20 protein-coding genes are annotated in these 16130 nt (G+C 71.6%); 12 read left to right on the top strand and 8 right to left on the bottom strand.

Annotation, left to right across the window (positions count from 1 at the left end; translation table 11 throughout):
• The first annotated feature begins 21 nt into the window (after nt 1-21).
• The 6 genes from tnpA (at nt 22) to ACQPZP_RS07405 (ending at nt 4676) form a co-directional block, all read left to right on the top strand.
• On the top strand, nt 22-420 hold the full coding sequence (tnpA, locus tag ACQPZP_RS07430; protein WP_433476890.1) for an IS200/IS605 family transposase: 399 nt from the start codon (nt 22-24) through the stop codon (nt 418-420).
• Between the two features lie 11 nt (nt 421-431).
• Nucleotides 432-1637, top strand: a complete 1206-nt coding sequence (locus tag ACQPZP_RS07425; RefSeq protein ID WP_433476889.1) for an RNA-guided endonuclease InsQ/TnpB family protein — start codon at nt 432-434, stop codon at nt 1635-1637.
• A gap of 78 nt (nt 1638-1715) precedes the next feature.
• Nucleotides 1716-2444, top strand: a complete 729-nt coding sequence (locus ACQPZP_RS07420) for a hypothetical protein (protein ID WP_433476888.1) — start codon at nt 1716-1718, stop codon at nt 2442-2444.
• The gene (locus tag ACQPZP_RS07415; protein WP_433476887.1) at nt 2441-2794 is read left to right on the top strand and encodes a hypothetical protein; all 354 of its coding nucleotides are present in this window, start codon (nt 2441-2443) and stop codon (nt 2792-2794) included. Before ACQPZP_RS07420 ends, ACQPZP_RS07415 begins: the two co-directional genes overlap by 4 nt.
• On the top strand, nt 2794-3909 hold the full coding sequence (locus tag ACQPZP_RS07410; protein ID WP_433476886.1) for a glycosyltransferase family 4 protein: 1116 nt from the start codon (nt 2794-2796) through the stop codon (nt 3907-3909). The genes ACQPZP_RS07415 and ACQPZP_RS07410 overlap by 1 nt, the downstream gene beginning before the upstream one ends.
• The gene (locus tag ACQPZP_RS07405) at nt 3906-4676 is read left to right on the top strand and encodes a hypothetical protein (protein WP_433476885.1); all 771 of its coding nucleotides are present in this window, start codon (nt 3906-3908) and stop codon (nt 4674-4676) included. The genes ACQPZP_RS07410 and ACQPZP_RS07405 overlap by 4 nt, the downstream gene beginning before the upstream one ends.
• Here the strand turns inward: ACQPZP_RS07405 and ACQPZP_RS07400 are convergent.
• The 5 genes from ACQPZP_RS07400 to ACQPZP_RS07380 form a co-directional block, all read right to left on the bottom strand.
• Nucleotides 4663-5925, bottom strand: coding sequence for a serine hydrolase domain-containing protein (locus tag ACQPZP_RS07400; protein ID WP_433476884.1), 1263 nt, complete (start codon nt 5923-5925; stop codon nt 4663-4665). The two genes, ACQPZP_RS07405 and ACQPZP_RS07400, sit on opposite strands and share 14 nt — an antisense overlap.
• A 105-nt stretch (nt 5926-6030) precedes the next feature.
• Entirely contained in the window at nt 6031-6552 is a 522-nt protein-coding gene (locus ACQPZP_RS07395) for a YceI family protein (RefSeq protein WP_433476883.1), read from the bottom strand.
• 23 nt (nt 6553-6575) lie between these two features.
• Entirely contained in the window at nt 6576-7400 is an 825-nt protein-coding gene (locus ACQPZP_RS07390; RefSeq protein ID WP_433476882.1) for a VanW family protein, read from the bottom strand.
• A gap of 393 nt (nt 7401-7793) precedes the next feature.
• Nucleotides 7794-8024 carry a DUF6158 family protein gene (locus tag ACQPZP_RS07385; protein WP_433466872.1) on the bottom strand — a complete coding sequence of 77 codons (231 nt, stop codon included), beginning with the start codon at nt 8022-8024 and terminating at the stop codon, nt 7794-7796.
• Nucleotides 8011-9726, bottom strand: coding sequence for a bifunctional phosphatase PAP2/diacylglycerol kinase family protein (locus ACQPZP_RS07380; protein WP_433476881.1), 1716 nt, complete (start codon nt 9724-9726; stop codon nt 8011-8013). Before ACQPZP_RS07380 ends, ACQPZP_RS07385 begins: the two co-directional genes overlap by 14 nt.
• Nucleotides 9727-9904: 178 nt before the next feature.
• On the opposite strand from ACQPZP_RS07380, the gene ACQPZP_RS07375 reads away from it, so the two are divergent.
• From ACQPZP_RS07375 to ACQPZP_RS07365, 3 genes are read left to right on the top strand one after another with little or no spacing between them, the layout of a single operon-like run.
• Complete coding sequence (locus ACQPZP_RS07375) at nt 9905-10807, top strand: ABC transporter permease (RefSeq protein WP_433476880.1); 903 nt, start codon at nt 9905-9907, stop codon at nt 10805-10807.
• 4 nt (nt 10808-10811) lie between these two features.
• Complete coding sequence (locus tag ACQPZP_RS07370; RefSeq protein WP_433479565.1) at nt 10812-11591, top strand: ABC transporter ATP-binding protein; 780 nt, start codon at nt 10812-10814, stop codon at nt 11589-11591.
• Nucleotides 11592-11633: 42 nt separating this feature from the next.
• Nucleotides 11634-12155 carry a YbhB/YbcL family Raf kinase inhibitor-like protein gene (locus tag ACQPZP_RS07365; protein WP_433476879.1) on the top strand — a complete coding sequence of 174 codons (522 nt, stop codon included), beginning with the start codon at nt 11634-11636 and terminating at the stop codon, nt 12153-12155.
• 78 nt (nt 12156-12233) lie between these two features.
• On the opposite strand, the gene ACQPZP_RS07360 is transcribed toward ACQPZP_RS07365, so the two are convergent.
• Complete coding sequence (locus ACQPZP_RS07360; RefSeq protein ID WP_433476878.1) at nt 12234-12734, bottom strand: MarR family winged helix-turn-helix transcriptional regulator; 501 nt, start codon at nt 12732-12734, stop codon at nt 12234-12236.
• An 89-nt stretch (nt 12735-12823) separates the two neighbouring features.
• On the opposite strand from ACQPZP_RS07360, the gene ACQPZP_RS07355 reads away from it, so the two are divergent.
• Nucleotides 12824-13513: a hypothetical protein gene (locus ACQPZP_RS07355; protein ID WP_433476877.1), complete on the top strand. Its 690-nt coding sequence runs from the start codon at nt 12824-12826 to the stop codon at nt 13511-13513.
• Between the two features lie 40 nt (nt 13514-13553).
• Here ACQPZP_RS07355 and ACQPZP_RS07350 read toward each other — a convergent pair whose 3' ends face one another.
• On the bottom strand, nt 13554-14528 hold the full coding sequence (locus ACQPZP_RS07350; RefSeq protein ID WP_433476876.1) for an ArsR/SmtB family transcription factor: 975 nt from the start codon (nt 14526-14528) through the stop codon (nt 13554-13556).
• Nucleotides 14529-14587: 59 nt separating this feature from the next.
• Between ACQPZP_RS07350 and ACQPZP_RS07345 the strand changes: the two genes are divergently transcribed.
• Nucleotides 14588-15415, top strand: coding sequence for a hypothetical protein (locus ACQPZP_RS07345; RefSeq protein WP_433479785.1), 828 nt, complete (start codon nt 14588-14590; stop codon nt 15413-15415).
• Nucleotides 15316-15777, top strand: a complete 462-nt coding sequence (locus ACQPZP_RS07340) for an MFS transporter (RefSeq protein WP_433479564.1) — start codon at nt 15316-15318, stop codon at nt 15775-15777. The genes ACQPZP_RS07345 and ACQPZP_RS07340 overlap by 100 nt, the downstream gene beginning before the upstream one ends.
• On the opposite strand, the gene ACQPZP_RS07335 is transcribed toward ACQPZP_RS07340, so the two are convergent.
• Nucleotides 15758-16090, bottom strand: coding sequence for an SCO4225 family membrane protein (locus tag ACQPZP_RS07335; protein WP_433476875.1), 333 nt, complete (start codon nt 16088-16090; stop codon nt 15758-15760). The genes ACQPZP_RS07340 and ACQPZP_RS07335 overlap by 20 nt on opposite strands.
• Between the last annotated feature and the right edge of the window lie 40 nt (nt 16091-16130).

The raw sequence follows: 16130 nt of genomic DNA, 5'->3' as shown, positions 1-16130 counted from the left end.
CCCTGCTGTATATTGTCGGCCATGGCCGTGACGTTGCGAACGAACAGCAACATCGCGTTCCAGTGCGCTTTTCACGTGGTGTGGTGCCCGAAGTACCGGCGCCGTGTCCTCGGTGGGGGGATCGAGGAGCGGTTGAAACAGATCATCGGCGAGGTAATCGAGGAGAAGGGGGCCTGGCTGGTGGAGATGGAGGTGCTGCCCGACCATGTGCATCTGCTGGTGGAGGTGGACCCGCAGTACGGCATTCACCGGCTGGTGAAGGCCATCAAGGGCCGCTCATCTCGGCTGCTCCGCCAGGAGTACCCGGCGCTGAAGTCCCGGCTGCCCACGCTGTGGACAAATTCCTACTTCGTCGCCACGCTGGGCAGCGCCCCGCTGGATGCGATGCGGCGGTATGTGGAGGAGCAAAAGAACCGCTGAGAGGGGGAACCATGCTGGCTGGCCGCAAGTACCGCGCCTACATGGAGGACGGGCAGAAGGAATACGCAGACACAATCGGGAGCGTGTGCCGGTCGGTGTGGAACACCGCCTTGGAGCAGCGCCGCGCCTACCGGCGGCGCGGTGCGTACATCAACTACCGCGAGCAGGCGCACGAGCTGGCTGAGGCAAAGCAAGAGTTTCCCTGGCTCAGGGACGTGCCAGGGCACTGCCTGCAACAAGCCTTGATGGATCTGGACAAGGCGTGCCGCACCCATGGCACGTGGAAGGTCAGATGGCGCGGCAAGGGCGGGAGGCATTCCTGGGCACCCGCCTTCCGGTTCCCCGAGGGTAAGACGATCCGCGTGGAGCGGATCGGGCGTAAGTGGGGCCGGGCCCGACTTCCGAAGATCGGCTGGGTGAAGTTTCGTTGGTCCCGCTCCCTGGGTGGCGCGGTCCGCTCCGCGACGCTCAAGCGCGACGGTCGCCACTGGTGGATCAGTTTTCTGGTGGAGACCGGTGAGCCGGAGAAGACCGTGAGCCTCGAGCGGGGCCGGGTCGGTATCGACCGCGGTGTCGTGCAGGCCGTGGCCACTAGTGAAGGCCGGTTCTTCGACCGTGCGTTCCTCACTGAGGGGGAGCGGCGGCGCCTACTGCGCTTGGAACGGCAAAGAGCCCGCCGCATGCTGGGGTCCAAGCGCCGCGAGGCGTGCAAGGCCCAGATCGCGGCCATCCGGCGCCGTGAACGGGACCGACGCAGGGACTTTTGCGCGCAGACCGCCGCCGCAGTGGTGTCCGGCAACGCCCTGGTCGTGCTCGAGGCGCTCAATACCCGGAACATGACCTCCTCCGCCAAGGGCACCACGAAAGAACCGCGCCGCAATGTTGCGCAGAAACGCGGTCTGAACCGCGCCATCTTGGCAAAGGGATGGCACGCGCTGGAGTTGGCCGTCCGCAATAAGGCCCGCAGCACCGGCACGGCCGTCATCACCGTCAACCCCGCTTACACGTCGCTGACGTGCCCGAAACCGGGCTGCGGGCACGTGCACACCGACAACCGCGAGAGCCAAGCGAAATTCCTGTGCACAACCTGCGGACACCGCGAGCACGCCGACATCGTGGGGGCAAAGAACACACTGGCCCGGGGACATTCGGGTCACAGGGCGTGGAGACCTCGGGGCTGCCCGGTCGACGAAGCGCCAACCAGCGGGAACCCGTGAGGCATTACCGCTCCAACCACACCGGGTTGGGATCCCCCGGCTTCAAGCCGCGGGGAGGATCGTCAAAGGTGGTTCGTCATGTTCTGGCGTAAGCAGAAGGCCGCCATCGAGCGGTTCCATCCGCTGCACAAGGCGCTGACGCTGGAGAAGGGCTTCACCGTCTCGCTGCGGCGGGACGACTGGGAGCCGGTGGTCCAGAGCCTCGCGCGGCACCACGTCGAGATCCGGCGGCGCAGGTGGCGGCTGTCCGAGCGGGTGCCGGAGGTGGTCGTGCCGATGCTGCGGGTGCTGGCGTCCGACATGCCGCCGGACGGCGTGCTGTCGGTGGCCGTCGACATGCGCGGGCCCAACGTTCCCGGGAAGCTGGGGCCGAGGTTCGACCTGCCCGTCCACCGGCCGGTCCTGGCGATGCAGCAGTGGTTCGCGATGGACCCCTGGCTGCGGATGCGCGCCGAACTGCGGGACGGCAGCGTCCTGGAACTGATGGTCACCGACCGGGTCCGGTACCGCTGGCGCAAGAAGCGCAACCCGCGCGGCAAGGTCAAGGTGAAGACCAAGACGAAGACCGTGCATCTGGTCCGGGCCACGCGGCAGCTGGCGAAGAACGCCGCCGTCCAGCGGCCGGGGACGCCTCCGCCGAACTGGGTGAAGGTCCAGGTGAAGCAGGGGAAGCGGCTCGTGATCCGGTCGACCTGCAAGCTTCCCGGCCAGTCCGTCATGGGGGAACTGACCGGCCAGATCCTGCTGGTGGCGACGGAACCGTTCCGATGGACGCCGCCGGGCTCGTCCGCGAGGAGGACCACGTGACCCGCTGCACCGTGACCACCGGGTTCTTCGTGCTCGGACGCTGCGGGCAGACCGCGGTGGCGGCGTGCCCGCAGTGCGCCCGGCCGGTCTGCGCCGTCCATGCCGGGCCCGGCGGCCTGTGCCCCGAATGCGCCATGGCCCAGGGGTATCGCCCGCACGACCCGCACGATCCGTCATGGACGGGCTGGTACCGGCGCCACTACTACCAGACCAGCTCGCGCACCTACAGCGACACCTACTGGTACTCCTCGTTCGACCAGTACGACCGCGGGGCGTTCAACCCGGGCGACGACTACTCCTCCGGGGGCGACTGGGGGCCGGACGACGACACCGGCTTCGTGGACAGCTGATGCCCCGCGTCCTGTGGATCACCGAGCACTATCCGCCGAGCCAGGGCGGCATGGCGCAGTCGTGCGACCGGATCGTCCGGGGCCTGCGCGACGCCGGCGCCGAGGTGGACGTCGCGCACCTGACCCGCCGGGCACGCCCGTGGGGCGTCCGGCGGGAGCACGGCGGGCGGCTGCTGACCGCCCCGCTCGGCGACGACCCCGAGCACGCGCTGCGCCGCCTGTGGACGACCATCACGGCCGAGAACCTCACCGGCTACACCCATCTCGTCGCGTTCGGCGGCGTGTACGCGATGCTCGCCGCGCCCGTCCTGGCAGCGCTGCTGGACGCGCCGCTGGTCACGCTGCTGCGCGGCAACGACATCGACGTCGGCGTCTTCTCCATGCGGCGGCGCGGCGTGCTGTCGGACGCGCTGCGCGCCTCGTCGCGCGTCTGCGTCGTCGCCCGCTCGCACGCGCCGCTGGTGTCGGCGCTGGCCCCGGACGCGGCGGTCACGTTCGTCGCGAACAGCGTCGACACCGCGCAGTGGCGCATCCTGCCGTCCGAGCGGGAGCGCGGCCGGATGTGGCGGGACGAGAACGTCGAGCCAGGGCGCCGCACCATCGGGCTCATCGGCCAGCTCAAGGTGAAGAAGGGCGTGGGCTTCTTTCTGGACGCCCTGGCGGCGTCAGGCCACTCCGAGTCGTTCCACCTGCTGCTCGTGGGCGAGGTCGAGGAGTCCGTGCAGGAGTGGCTGGCCGAGCACGACGTCCCGCATTCGGTCCTCCCGTTCATGGAGCGCTACGACCTCCCGGCCGTCTACGCGAGCTGTGACCTGGTCGCGCTGCCGTCGTTCTACGACGGGATGCCGAATGTGGCGCTGGAGGCGGCGGCGCTCGGCGTGCCGCTGATCGCCTCGGACGGCGGCGGGCTCGCGGACGTGGCCGACGACGAGATCGGGTTCACGTTCACCGCGGGCGACGCGCACGCCTGCCGCGCGGCGATCGACCGGGCCGCGCGGGCGGGCGGCGAAGAACTGGCGAAGCTCGGCGCGGCGGGCGCGGAACGGATCCGGCGGGACTTCGCACCGGCTGCCGAAACGGCCGGCTACCTCGCCGTTCTCGACTCGGTCCAGTGATCGTCTGTTACGCGGCCGGCGACGGGCTGGGGCATCTGACCCGGCTCCGGTCCGCCCTGCACACGCTCCGTCTGGACGGCCCGGTCACCGTTGTCACCGGCTCGCCGTTCGCCGGCGATCCGCGCGTCACGGGCGGCTGGCAGGTCGTGGAGACCGCCGACCTCGCGGCCCTGCGGCCGGACGAAGTGATCGTGGACGCCTTCCCGGCCGGGTTGAAGGGCGAACTGACGCGTCTCCCCCGCGGCAAAAGGACGACGCATCTGGCGCGGCTGCTGCGCTGGGACGCCTACCGGCCGCTGCTTCCCGCAGAACCGCCCCGTTTCGACCGCACGTTCGTCCTAGAGGAACTCGACCCCGTGCACCACGCCTACTTACGCGCGGTCTCGGACAAGGTCCTGCCGCTGACGCTCACCGATCCCCCATCGGAACCCGTCGACGTGGACGGTTGGCTCATCGTTCACAGTGGGCCCAACGCAGAGATCCTCGAACTCGTCGCCTACGCACAGGACATGGCGTCCGCCGAAAGGGTCCGCCCGCCGATGACCCTGGTGTCGCCCCACAGGCCGGCTGATCTGCCCCAAGGCATCGCGCACGTGGACGTCTATCCCGCCACTACGCCAGGCCCGAACGTCGAACGGATCGTCACCGCGGCCGGTTTCAACGCCGTCCGCCAATACGCGCCCTGGCGGGAACGGCACCGCATGATGCCGTTCCCACGAAGCCTCGACAATCAGTACGAACGCGCAGCCCGCGCTAGAAGTACGTAGAGGTCAGGTCACCGGTCGGCCAGGTCTTCACCGCGTTGGCGGCCTTGTGAAGCAGCAGGTCGATGCCGTCGTAACTGGGTGCGTCGCCCTCCTGGCGCTGGTCGAACAGCACCGCCCACGACAGGCCGTCGTACCGGCGGACCATCAGCGTGCACGTCCCGGGCAGGCTCCCGCTGTGCCAGGTGTTGACGCCGCCGGTGACGGGGCGCACGTCCCACCCGCAGCCGTAGTAATAGCCGTTGCCGTTGATGCCGGTCTCCGGCTTGGCGAACGCCCGCTTGATGGACGTCGAGGTCAGGACCGACGTCCCGCCGTCGTAGACGCCCGCGAAACGGGTCAGGTCCATGGCGGTGGCCAGCCAGCCACCGTGCGCGTCCATGTTCTCCAGCTTGAAGGCACCGTAGGGGTAGGCGACCTTCTTGCCGCTGTTGTCGAACACGGTCGTCCCGGTGTACGCCGAGTAGTACGGCACTTCACCGGTCGCCTTCGTGAGCGTCCTGCCCTGCCGCATCCGGGTGATCTTGCGCGGCCCCAGCACGGCCTGCTGGACGTAGTCCTCGTACTTCTTCCCGGTGACCTTCTCGATGATCCGGCCGAGCAGGAGGTACCCGTAGTTGGAGTACGCGTACTGCGTCCCGGGCGCGTGGTCGAGCTTGTGGCCCGACGCGTACCTCATGATGTCGGCCCGCGTGACGGGCAGCGAGACGCCGAGCGCCGCCGCGATCTTCGCGTCCTGGAACATCGGGTCGGGCGTGATGTCGCGGTCCCAGCCGCCGAGGTGCTGGAGGAGCCGCAGCACGGTGACGTCCTTCAGCCGCGGGTCGGCCGCGGTGGAGAGCCCCAGCAGCGTCGCGGCCCGGTCGGTGAGCTTGAGCTTCCCGTCCTGGACGAGCCGGAGCACGGCCGTCGCCGTCACCGGCTTGGAGATGCTGGCGATGCGGAACAGCGAGGTCGGCTGCGTCTTGAGGCCGCTTTCGCTCGTGTAGGTGTAGCCGCGCGAAAGGACCAGCTTGCCCTTGCGGACGACGGCGAGCTGCCCGCACGAGATGTTCCGCTGCTGCATGAACGTCTTGAGGGTCGAGTCGAAGCCGCCGAGTCCCGCGAGCGCCCTGCCGCTCACCTGCCACGAGCGGGCCGCCGCGACCGCCTGCGCGGTCTTGGACGAGCCGGAGGAACATCCGGCGAGCAGCGCCGGCGCGGCCGCCAGCCCCGCCGCCTTGCCGAAGTCCCGCCTGCTGAGAGCGACCATCCCCGTCCCCCCTGAAGATCGAATGCCGGAAATGCGACGATCCCGCACCCTAGTGCATGGTGATCTTCCGGGGAGACCGGAATCTTCCAGGAGGTGAACCGAAGGTCAGCCGGGCAGCCGGAGGTCGAACTCGATCTCGACCTCGTCGGCGAGGCGCAGCGCGCCGAAGAAGGCCGAGTACGGCTTGATGCCCCAGCGGCTCTGCTCGACGGTGAAGCCGCCGCGCAGCCGGCCGGCGTCCAGGACGGCCCCGATCCGCACCGGTTTCACCCGGCCCATGATCGTCAGATCGCCCTCGACGGCGTCCTCGCCGACCGCGGTCGAGACGAAGGTGATCCGCGGATAGCGCTGCGCGTCCAGCACCTTGCGCAGGTTCTTCTTGATCTCCGCGCGGTCCTGGTCGGTCAGCGGCTTCACGCCGCCGGCGCCCTCGCGCACCTCCAGCGCGTCCACGTCGACGGTCACCTCGACGGACGACGCGTCCCGCGGCTCACGGGCCTCGACCGCCGCCGTCCAGCGGGTGGCCTCGATGGTCAGGTCGTGCCCGGCGCGCCGGCCGAGCCCGCTGCGGCCCGTGCGGACGAGCAGCCGCCCGTCGTCCGGTCCCAGCTCGAACGTTCCCTCCATGCATCCCACCCTGCCACGCGGGGTCAGAGGCACTTCACCCTGGGCTGGGCGCGGTACTCGGTGTGGAACTTCTCGCGGCGCACCTCGCGCCCGCCGGTGAGCAGCGTCCGCCACACGTCGATCTTGAAGCCCTTCCGTCCCGTCGTGGGGACGCACTTGCGGCCTCGCCCCTCGCCCGTCCCGTACGGCTTGAAGCCGTACCGCTCGGACGTCCGCGACCGAACCTCGTACTTGCGCTCGCCCCAGAGACTCACCGTCAGCGACGACGCGGTGTAGGCGGCCTGGATGCGCACAGGGGCGTCGGTGTCGTTCTTCCAGGTGAAGTCGAGCCCCGGATAGAACACGGCGGCTTCCCGCCCTTCCGGATACTCCGGCATCCACATTGTGTGTGCGCGCGCCTTCCGGATGTCCAGGCCGGCTCTGAACACCGCGTTGTACAGCGTCGTGGACACCTGGCAGATGCCGCCGCCCACGTCCTTCACCAGACGCGATCCCATGATGGCGGGCGCGGGCACGTACCCGCGGCTCCTGGTGCGCGGCCCGACGACGTCGTTGAACGAGAACGTCGTCCCCGGCTCGACGATGTGCCCGTCCAGGATCTGGGCGGCGAGCTCGATGTTGCGGACGCGCGGCTCGCCCGGCGTGAACCCCGTGGTGAACGCGCTCATCGGCCGCTCCGGCGGCGCCGCGTCCGGCGCGGCCGGGCGGGGGGCGGCGTGCTCGGGGACGGCCAGCGCCGCCGACGCCCCCGGCTGCCGCGGAAAATCCAGGTAGGCGCCTAAAAGAAGCCCCGTCGTGGCGAGCGCGCCCGCGACGATAGGCCACCACCGCCGGGCGCACTCCCGCAACAGCGGCTGACGCCCGCGGTTCAGCGGCCCGCGACGCCGCCGTTTCCGGCCAGGCCGGGTCCCCCCCACCTCAACACCCCCCGAAGATCCCCCACCGGGATCCTCCACGGACCCTGCCGGTCCCCCGTGACCAACGCCCGCCCCTTTACCCGAACAAGACGCCCCCCCGAACAACCCCAGCCCCGGCGCACGGCGCCGACCGCCCGGCCGGGCTCATGTGGGGTGACGACCCCCTATACCCCCCGAAAAGGCCGCCCGGCCGGACTCCCGTGGGGGGACGCCCCCCGGAAGATCCGACCGGACCGGCTCCCTCCGCTCCGCTGGCGCTCCGCTCCGGTGGCGCGGGACCGGCCGGGCGGCCGTGTCGGCGGCTCTGCCCTCAGCGGCTCGCGCTCAGCGGGCGCGGGCTCCCTCGCGAAGCCGTTCGGGATCGATCTCGCGGCCGGGCCGCCGCCGGAGGTACTCGGCCTCCAGCTCGTTCATCCGGCGCGTGTGCTCGCCGTACGCCTGGTCGGCGGCGTGCCGGAGCGCGTCCAGCCTCGTCTCGTACAGGTGGCCGAGCTCACGGAACAGGTCGTCGTCGGTGAGGTCGCCGGGCGCGATCCCCAGGTCACGGCTCGTCATCGTGCGGTTCCCCTCCTTCGCGGGCGTCCCGTCCCTTACCCGGTCGCCGCCGGCCGAATCGCCGTCCACCCGCCCCGCGGACGGCGGGACGGAACACCGTGAGCGCGCCGGCGTGCTTGCCGAACCGCACCGCCGGCGGGAGCGACGCCACCTCGCCGTCCCGCGCCAGCCGCAGCTCGCCGCCCGGCGACACGACCTCCAGGCCGCTCGTCCGCCAGGCGTGGTAGCCGGGCGTGACGTGCAGGTGCCCGACGAGGACCGCGGCGACCGCGCGGACACGGGGCACCCGCCGCCCGGCGGTGATCATCCGGACGTCCAGCCGCCCGTCGTCGAGGCGTTCGCGCCAGGTGGGGGCGGGGCCCCGCGACCCGAAGCCGCAGTTGCCGACGAACGCGAGCCAGACCCGGCGGCGCCTGCCGTCCACCATCAGCTCGCCCGGTTCGGAGCGGCGCAGCGTCCGGACGGCGGCGACCGCGAGCGCCGGCCACTTCCCGATCCGCTTCTGCAGCCGCTCGCGCCGGTCGACCAGCTCGGTGTAGGCGCCGAAGCTCGCCGTGTTGAGGAACAGGTGCTCCTCGCCGCGGTCCGGCCCGGCCGCGAGGGGTGCGGTGTAGGAGACGTCGACCCGGCCGACCTGGCCGCTCCGGTAGGCGTCCACGGCCTGGGCCGCGGACTCCACCCCGAGCGTGCGGGCGAAGTGGTCGAAGGTTCCGCCCGGGATGACGAGCAGCGGGACGTCGTGCCTCAGCGCGGCCCGGGCGGCCGCGTTCACCGTGCCGTCCCCGCCGATCACGCCCAGGACCGCGGCCCGCTCGGCGGCCGCTGCCAACACCTTGTCGACGTCCCCGTCCGGGTCCAGCCGGACGATCTCCGCCGCGGGCAGTTCGGCCTCCACCAGCGCGAGCGCGAGCTCGGCGCGTCCCGGCAGGATCCTGCTGTCGGGCTCGCCGGAGGCGCCCGAACCGAGGTTGACGACCGCGACGAGGCCGCGTCCGTCGGCGCTGACCCGGACATCGGCGCCCTCGGCCCGGGGCACGCGGGCCGCCGGAGGATGGGACGGCCAGACCGTGCGCGTCCCGAGCCCGGCGAGCGCGCCGATCCCGAGCCCGGCCAGGACGTCGCCCGGGTAGTGCGCGCCGGTGTACACCCGGGAGAAGGCCACCGCCGCGGCCGTCGCCGCGACCGGGACGGCCACCGCGCGCGGCGCCTCCAGCGCGACGCCGGTCGCGAACGCGGCGGCGGACGCCGAGTGACCGGACGGGAAGGCGTGCGAGGTCGGCAGCTTCCAGCGGATCCGGATCGGCGGCACGAGGTCCACGACAGGACGCTTCCGGCGGAACGCCTGCTTGCCGATGATGTTCACGGCGGGGCTGGCCACCGCGATCGCGACGGACCCGCGCAGCGCGGCCCGCCGCAGCCGGGGCCGTCCCGCGACCCCCATCGCACCGGCGGCCGTGAACCACAGGACACCGTGGTCGGCGATCCGCGACAGCCGCGGCAGGACGTACTCCAGCCCGGGCAGCCGGGCCGCCGCCACCCGGTCGAACGCCCACCGGTCGGCCCGCCCGAGCCTGCGCAGCAGTCCTATGCGCGCCAGGCCGGACCGGGCCTCGGGCCGGGCCTCGGCCCACCGGGTTCGCGGGCGGTGCGAGATGACCCTCCATGACGGCACGGCGACGCGCCGTGAGTGCTTAAGGCGCATGATCGGGGTATCCCCAGGGACGCCGACATGATTCCGTAAGATCTCAAATCGGGGGTCACATGCGGGCGAACGTCACTCTCGACGCACCGACTGCAATAGGCTTCGCGGCATGAGTCACCCGGAAAGGCTCGCTTCCCCGGGTGGCGAGTCGGTCGGAACGATCGCGGAGTCTCCTCACGTGAACGAGACGCTGGCCGACTACGCCGCACGGTATGGCCTTAGGCAGAGCGCTGCACGCCCCCCGCTGCGCAAGTACATCCAGGATGTTTGGGCTCGCCGGAACTTCATCTGGGCGTTCGCATCCGCCAAGAACATCTCGATGTACACGGACTCGCGCCTGGGTCAGGTATGGCAGTTGCTGACGCCGCTGCTGAACGCGGGCGTCTACTATCTGATCTTCGGCCTGCTGCTGAACACCAGTCGGGGCGTGCCCGACTTCATCCCGTTCCTGGTGACGGGTGTCTTCCTGTTCGGGTTCACCCAGCGTTCCGTCACGTCGGGGTCCAAGTCCGTCGGAGACAACCTCTCGCTGATCAGAGCGCTGCACTTCCCCCGCGCGACGCTGCCCCTGGCCATCGCGGTCGTCGAGTTCCAGCAGCTGCTGCTGGCCCTGGTCGTGCTGTTCGCGATCATCTTCGGGTTCGGGGAGCCGATCGGCTTCAACATGATGCTGTTCGTCCCCGTCGTGGCGCTCCAGCTCATGTTCAACGTGGGCATCAGCATGGTGATGGCGCGGCTGGGCGCGTTCAACCGGGACATCACGCAGCTGCTGCCGTTCGTCATGCGGACCTGGCTGTACGTGTCCGGCGTGATCTTCAGCCTGCCGGGACTGACCAAGCCGGGCTCCCGACTGGCCGAGTACCCCTGGCTGGGCGAGCTGCTGAAGGCCAACCCGGCGTACGTGTACGTCGAGCTGAGCCGGCACGTGCTGCTCGGCGAATATCGCGAGCACATCCAGTCCGAGCCCGGGATGCACTCGACGGCGCAGCTGTGGCTGTACGCCGTCCTGTGGGCCGCCGGGATGCTGACCGGCGGATTCCTGTTCTTCTACCGTGCCGAGGAGCGATACGGCCGTGGCTGACACAATGGTCCGCGGGGCTCTCGACATCGACCCCACCCGGGAGCCGATCGTCGTCGTGGACGACCTGCACATCGTCTACCGGGTGTACGGCGCGGGCGGCAAGGGCAACGCCGCGTCGGCGTTCTCCCGCGTCTTGCGCCGCAAGAGCCGTCCCTCGATGACCGAGGTGCACGCGATCAAGGGCCTGTCGTTCGTGGCCTACCGGGGCGAGGCCGTCGGGATCATCGGCACCAACGGCTCCGGCAAGTCGACGCTGCTCAAGGCCATCGCGGGGCTGCTGCCCCCGCACAGCGGCGGCGTCTACACCGACGGGCAGCCGTCCCTGCTCGGCGTGAACGCGGCCCTGATGAAGGACCTCACCGGCGAGCGCAACATCGTCCTCGGCTGCCTGGCCATGGGCATGTCCCCCACCGAGACGAAGGGGAAGTACAAGGAGATCGTCGACTTCGCCGGGCTCAAGGAGGGCTTCATCCAGTACCCCATGCGGACGTACTCGTCCGGCATGGGGGCCCGGCTCCGGTTCGCGATCGCCGCGGCCAAGACCCACGACGTGCTGCTGATCGACGAGGCCCTCGCCACCGGCGACGCCAAGTTCAGGAAAAAGAGCAAGCGCCGGGTCGACGAGCTGCGCAAGGAGGCCGGCGCGGTGTTCCTCGTCGCGCACCAGCTGGACACGGTCAAGGAGATATGCGACCGCGTCATCTGGATCGACGAGGGCCGCATGCACATGGACGGCGACCCTGAAGAGGTCGTCGCCGCGTACATCGAGGCGACCGGCAAGTAAGCGGTGCCGATCGCGTTCCTGTTCACGATGTAGGAGGTCGCCATGGCCGGCAAGCCACCGCTTCCGCACGAGCACCTGCCCGAGGTCCCGTCGTTCACCGTCACCAGTGACGACGTCACCGACGGCGAGCGGCTCGCGGACAGGCACGTGTTCGACGACTGGGGGTTCAGCGGCGGCAACGAGTCCCCGCACCTGCGGTGGTCCGGTTTCCCGGCGGAGACGAAGAGCTTCGCGGTGACCTGCTACGACCCGGACGCGCCGACGGGCAGCGGCTTCTGGCACTGGTCGCTGTTCGACATCCCCGCGTCCGTGACCGAACTGCCCGCGGGAGCCGGAGCCGAGGACTCGAAGGTCGGCGTGCACGCCCGCAACGACTACGGGACCAAGGCGTTCGGCGGCGCCGCCCCGCCGCCCGGCGACCCGCACCGCTACGTCTTCACCGTCCATGCGCTGGACGTGGAGTCGCTCGGCCTGGGCTCGGACACCTCGCCGGCCGTCGTGGGCTTCAACATCACCGCCCACACCCTGGCCCGCGCCACGATCGTCCCCGTCTACGGCACCTGACGGCGTCCGCCGCGCCGAACGTTCTCCGAGGCCGTCCCGCATTCCGGGACGGCCTCACCCGTCTCGACCCCGCCCTGCTCACCCCGCCCGGCCCGGCTTGAGGCGCCGGAAGCCGGGGTGGACGCCCATGCCGAGCCCCTGCTGCTCGGCCACGCGCTCCAGCAGCGTCTTCAACCGCCGGTGTTCGTCTTCTGAGAGCGCCTCGGTCATCTCCTTCTCGTGCGCCGCGCCCGCCTCCGCGAGCCCGCCCAGCACGGTGAACCCCTTCTCGGTCAGGTACAGCGCGTAGAGGCGCCGGTCGCCGGGATTCCTGCGGCGTTCGATCAGCCCCCGCTCCTCCAGCTCGTCCGCGAACGGGACGAACCGGCTCGGCGGCATGCCGAGCGAGTCGGCGAGCTCCCGCTGGCTGCGTCCGGGCGCACCGGCCAGCATGCGCAGCAGCCCGGCCTGCGGCGGCGTCAGGTCCAGTTCGGCGATCCGCTCGGCGAACCGGCCGGCCGCGTGCGCGCCCAGCTGGGCCAGCAGGAACGCCACTCCGACCGGGATCGCGGGACCGTCACCCTCACGATTCATGCTCATGTGTACATGATAGCGCCTTGACAATCGTTCTGATTTGTAATCATTATCGTTCGTATAGCACCTCGCTGAACGCGACCGAAGGAGATGTCATGACCACCGCTTCCGTCCCGGACCGTCCCGCGACCGCGGGCCGCCGGCCGCAGTCCGGACCGCCGCTGCTCGCCCCGGTCCTGTCCTTCACCGCTCTGACCATCGGTTACGTGATCGCCAACCGGTCCACCCCGCATCCGGACGCCACGGGCGCCGAGGTGCTGCGGTACGCGCAGGAGCACGGCACCGCGATCAAGGCGGGCTCCTGGCTGCTGCTGGCCTCGGCGATCCCGCTGGCGCTGCTGGCGGCCGTCCTCTACCGGCGGCTGCGCGCCCTCGGCGTCACGGCGCCGGGCTCGGCGATCACCCTGGCCGGCGGGCTGCTGGCCTCAAGCGCGCTGACGCTGAGCGCGATGCTCGCCTGGACGGGCGGCCGGCTGCCGGACGACGCGAGCCCGGCGCTCGCCCGCGCGCTCGCCGACCTGTCGTTCCTGGCCGGCGGCCCCGCCTACGGCGCGGGCTTCGCGATGCTCGTCGCCGGCATCTCCGTGACCGGCCTGCTCGCCCGGCTGCTGCCGCGCCCGCTCGCCTGGATCGGGCTGGGCCTGGCCGTCGCCGGGATGCTGTCCACGCTGACCCTGCTCGCCGACGGGTTCGCGCCGCTGATCCCGGTCATCCGGTTCGGCGGCCTCCTGTGGCTGGTGGCCGCGGCGGCGCTGCTGCCGCGCACCCGCCACAAGCGCTCCTGAGCCCCCGCACCGAGGCCGTCCCGGAACCCCCGGGGCGGCCTCAGTCGTCCCCCACGAGGACGTCGCCGACGGCCGTCCGCCGGTAGAGGACGGACCGGCCGCTGCGCTCCCTCATCACGAGCCCGGACGCGCGCAGCACGGCGAGGTGGTCACCGATCCCGCCGACGCTCATCCGCAGCCGCGCGCTCAGCCAGGTGGTCGTGGCGGGATCGGCGAGCAGGCGCAGCAGGTCGGCGCGGGTGCGTCCCACCAGCTTCGCGAGCGCGTCGGAGCCGCGGGGAGGGCGGCTCTCCCAGAGCGCGGCCACTCCCCTGGCCCGGTACATGAGCGTGTACGGCCAGTCCTGGTCGAGCGCGGCGCCGAGCTCGGAGAAGACGACCGGCACGAACGTCAGCCCGGCCCCGCCGAGCCGGAAGGTGGCATCGGCACGGATGTCCGCCTCGATCACGCCGTCCCGCCAGCGCACCTGGCGGGACAGGCCGTCCAGTGCCTCCGCCCAGCCGTAGGCGGCCAGCCGTCCGGCGCGATGGACGATGTCGCGTTCCAGGATCGACCGCAGCACCGCCCAGTCGGGTTCCAGCAGGGCGCGCCAGGCGGTCTCCAGTCCGGTGGCGAGCCGTTCGACCATGTCGGGGGCGTCCAGCACGTCCCGGACGACGGCGTCCGGCTCCGGCAGCCCCTCCAGGTTCCGGGCGATCTCCCGGCGTGCCTGGTCGAGCGGTGTCGCGCGCACCGTCGCCAGCTGCTCGGCGACCGTGAGGTTCGGCCGGGCGGGCGGCGGGACGACGAAGTCGGCCATGTACCCGTGCGGGCGGCGCAGGAAGGCCAGCGCCCGGACGGCCGGTTCCCCGGCGACCCGCCGGTACGCCGGGCGGGCCCGCTCCACCCACGGCCCCAGCGGACCGATCGGCATCCGGCCGGCGAGCAGGCCGAGCGCGCTGTGCACCTCGATCAGGGGCGCGATCCCGAACCGGCTGGCCGCGAGGTCGCCCGGGCCCACCTCGATGCGGTACATGTTTCGCTCCTCCCCGAAACATTGTCCCGGACGGGGGCCGCGATCGCAGAGTCACCGTCATGACCGCTCCCCCGACGGCGACCGCCCGGTACCGCGACGTGTTCGGCGTCCCCGAGTTCCGGACGCTGTTCTCCCTCCAGACGCTGCAAGTGGCCGCCGACTCGATCCGCACGATCGCGCTGTCGGTCCAGACGTTCGAGCGGACGGGCTCGCCCGTCGCCGCGGCGCTCGTCTTCGCCGCCGGGATGCTCCCGTACGTGATCGGCGGCGCCCTGCTGCTCTCGCTCGCCGACCGCGTCCCGGCGCGGCGGCTGCTCACCGGCTACCACCTGCTGCGCCTGGCGGTCACGGCCGTCCTCGCCCTGGGCGGCCTGCCGCTGCCGCTGGTCATGGCGCTGCTCGTCGTCGTGGGGCTGTTCGCGCCGGTCGGCGGGGCGACCATCCAGGCCCGCCTGCCCGCCCTGCTGCCGGGGGACGGCTACGTGCTCGGCCGGTCGCTGTTCACGATGACCAGCGCGGGCGCCCAGATCGCCGGCCAGGCGGCGGGCTGCTGCTGTCGGTGCTCACCCCGGCCGGGACGCTCTGGCTCGCGGCGGCCGGCGCGGCGCTGGCCACGGTCCTGGCACGGTTCCGGCTCCCGGACGCCCCCGCGCCGTCCCGGCCGACGTCCGCGGGGATGGCGGCCGAGACGTGGCGGACCAACCGCCGCCTGCTGGGCGGCCGCGGCACGCGCGGGGCGCTCCTGGCGGGCTGGCTGCCGATCTCCCTGTCGGTTGGGGCGGAGGGGATCGCCGTCCCGTACGCGGGGCACCTGGGCGATCCGGACGCGGCCGGGCTGCTGCTGTCCGCCGCCGCGGCGGGGATGTTCGGGGGGAATCTCGTGGTAGGCCGCTGGGTCCGCCCGGACCTGCGGGAACGTCTCACGCTGCCGCTGGCCGCACTGACCGGCGCCCCGCTCCTGCTGTTCGTGTTCGGGCCGGGCCTGCTCCCGGCGTGCGCGCTGATGGCGGCCGGGACGTTCGGGCTGGGCTACGAACTGGCCGTTCAGCGCCGCCTCGTGGACGCGGTGCCCGAGGAGATCCGCGGGCAGGCGATCGGTCTGTACGGCAGCGGCCTGATGACCGGCCAGGCGGCCGGCATCGGCGCGGCGGGCGCCCTGGGCGAGATCATGGCGCCCGGCCACGTCATGGCCCTGTGCGGCGCCGCCGCCCTGGTCGCGTGCCTGTTCCTCACCCGCCACCTCCGCTGACCTTCAGGCGCGGGGGCCACAGCAGCCAGGCCTGCAGCAGCCCGGCCCCGATCGTCGCGGCGAAGAACAGGATGCCGTCGAAGGGCTCCGGAGGGTGTCCGAGTAAGTCGATGAGGTACAGGGCCACCATCGAGAGCGGCGACGTGACCAGGATGAGCCAGATGCCGATGAAGCCGGGGTCGTCCGCGAACAGCACGACGGCGAGGACCATCAGGCTCGTCGCGATGACGGTGGCGGTGTACAGGGCGGCCACGACGAGTCGCACCCGGCCTGCCGGTCCGCGCGCGGCGAAGGAGAAGTAGCGAGAGGGCATGCGCTCATCGTCGCCGCGCGACGGTGAGCGCCGCCTGAGC

Origin of the sequence: Spirillospora sp. CA-142024 (assembly GCF_050942325.1) — a bacterium.
Taxonomy (GTDB): domain Bacteria; phylum Actinomycetota; class Actinomycetes; order Streptosporangiales; family Streptosporangiaceae; genus Spirillospora.
This window is presented reverse-complemented; position numbering and strand designations above follow the sequence as displayed.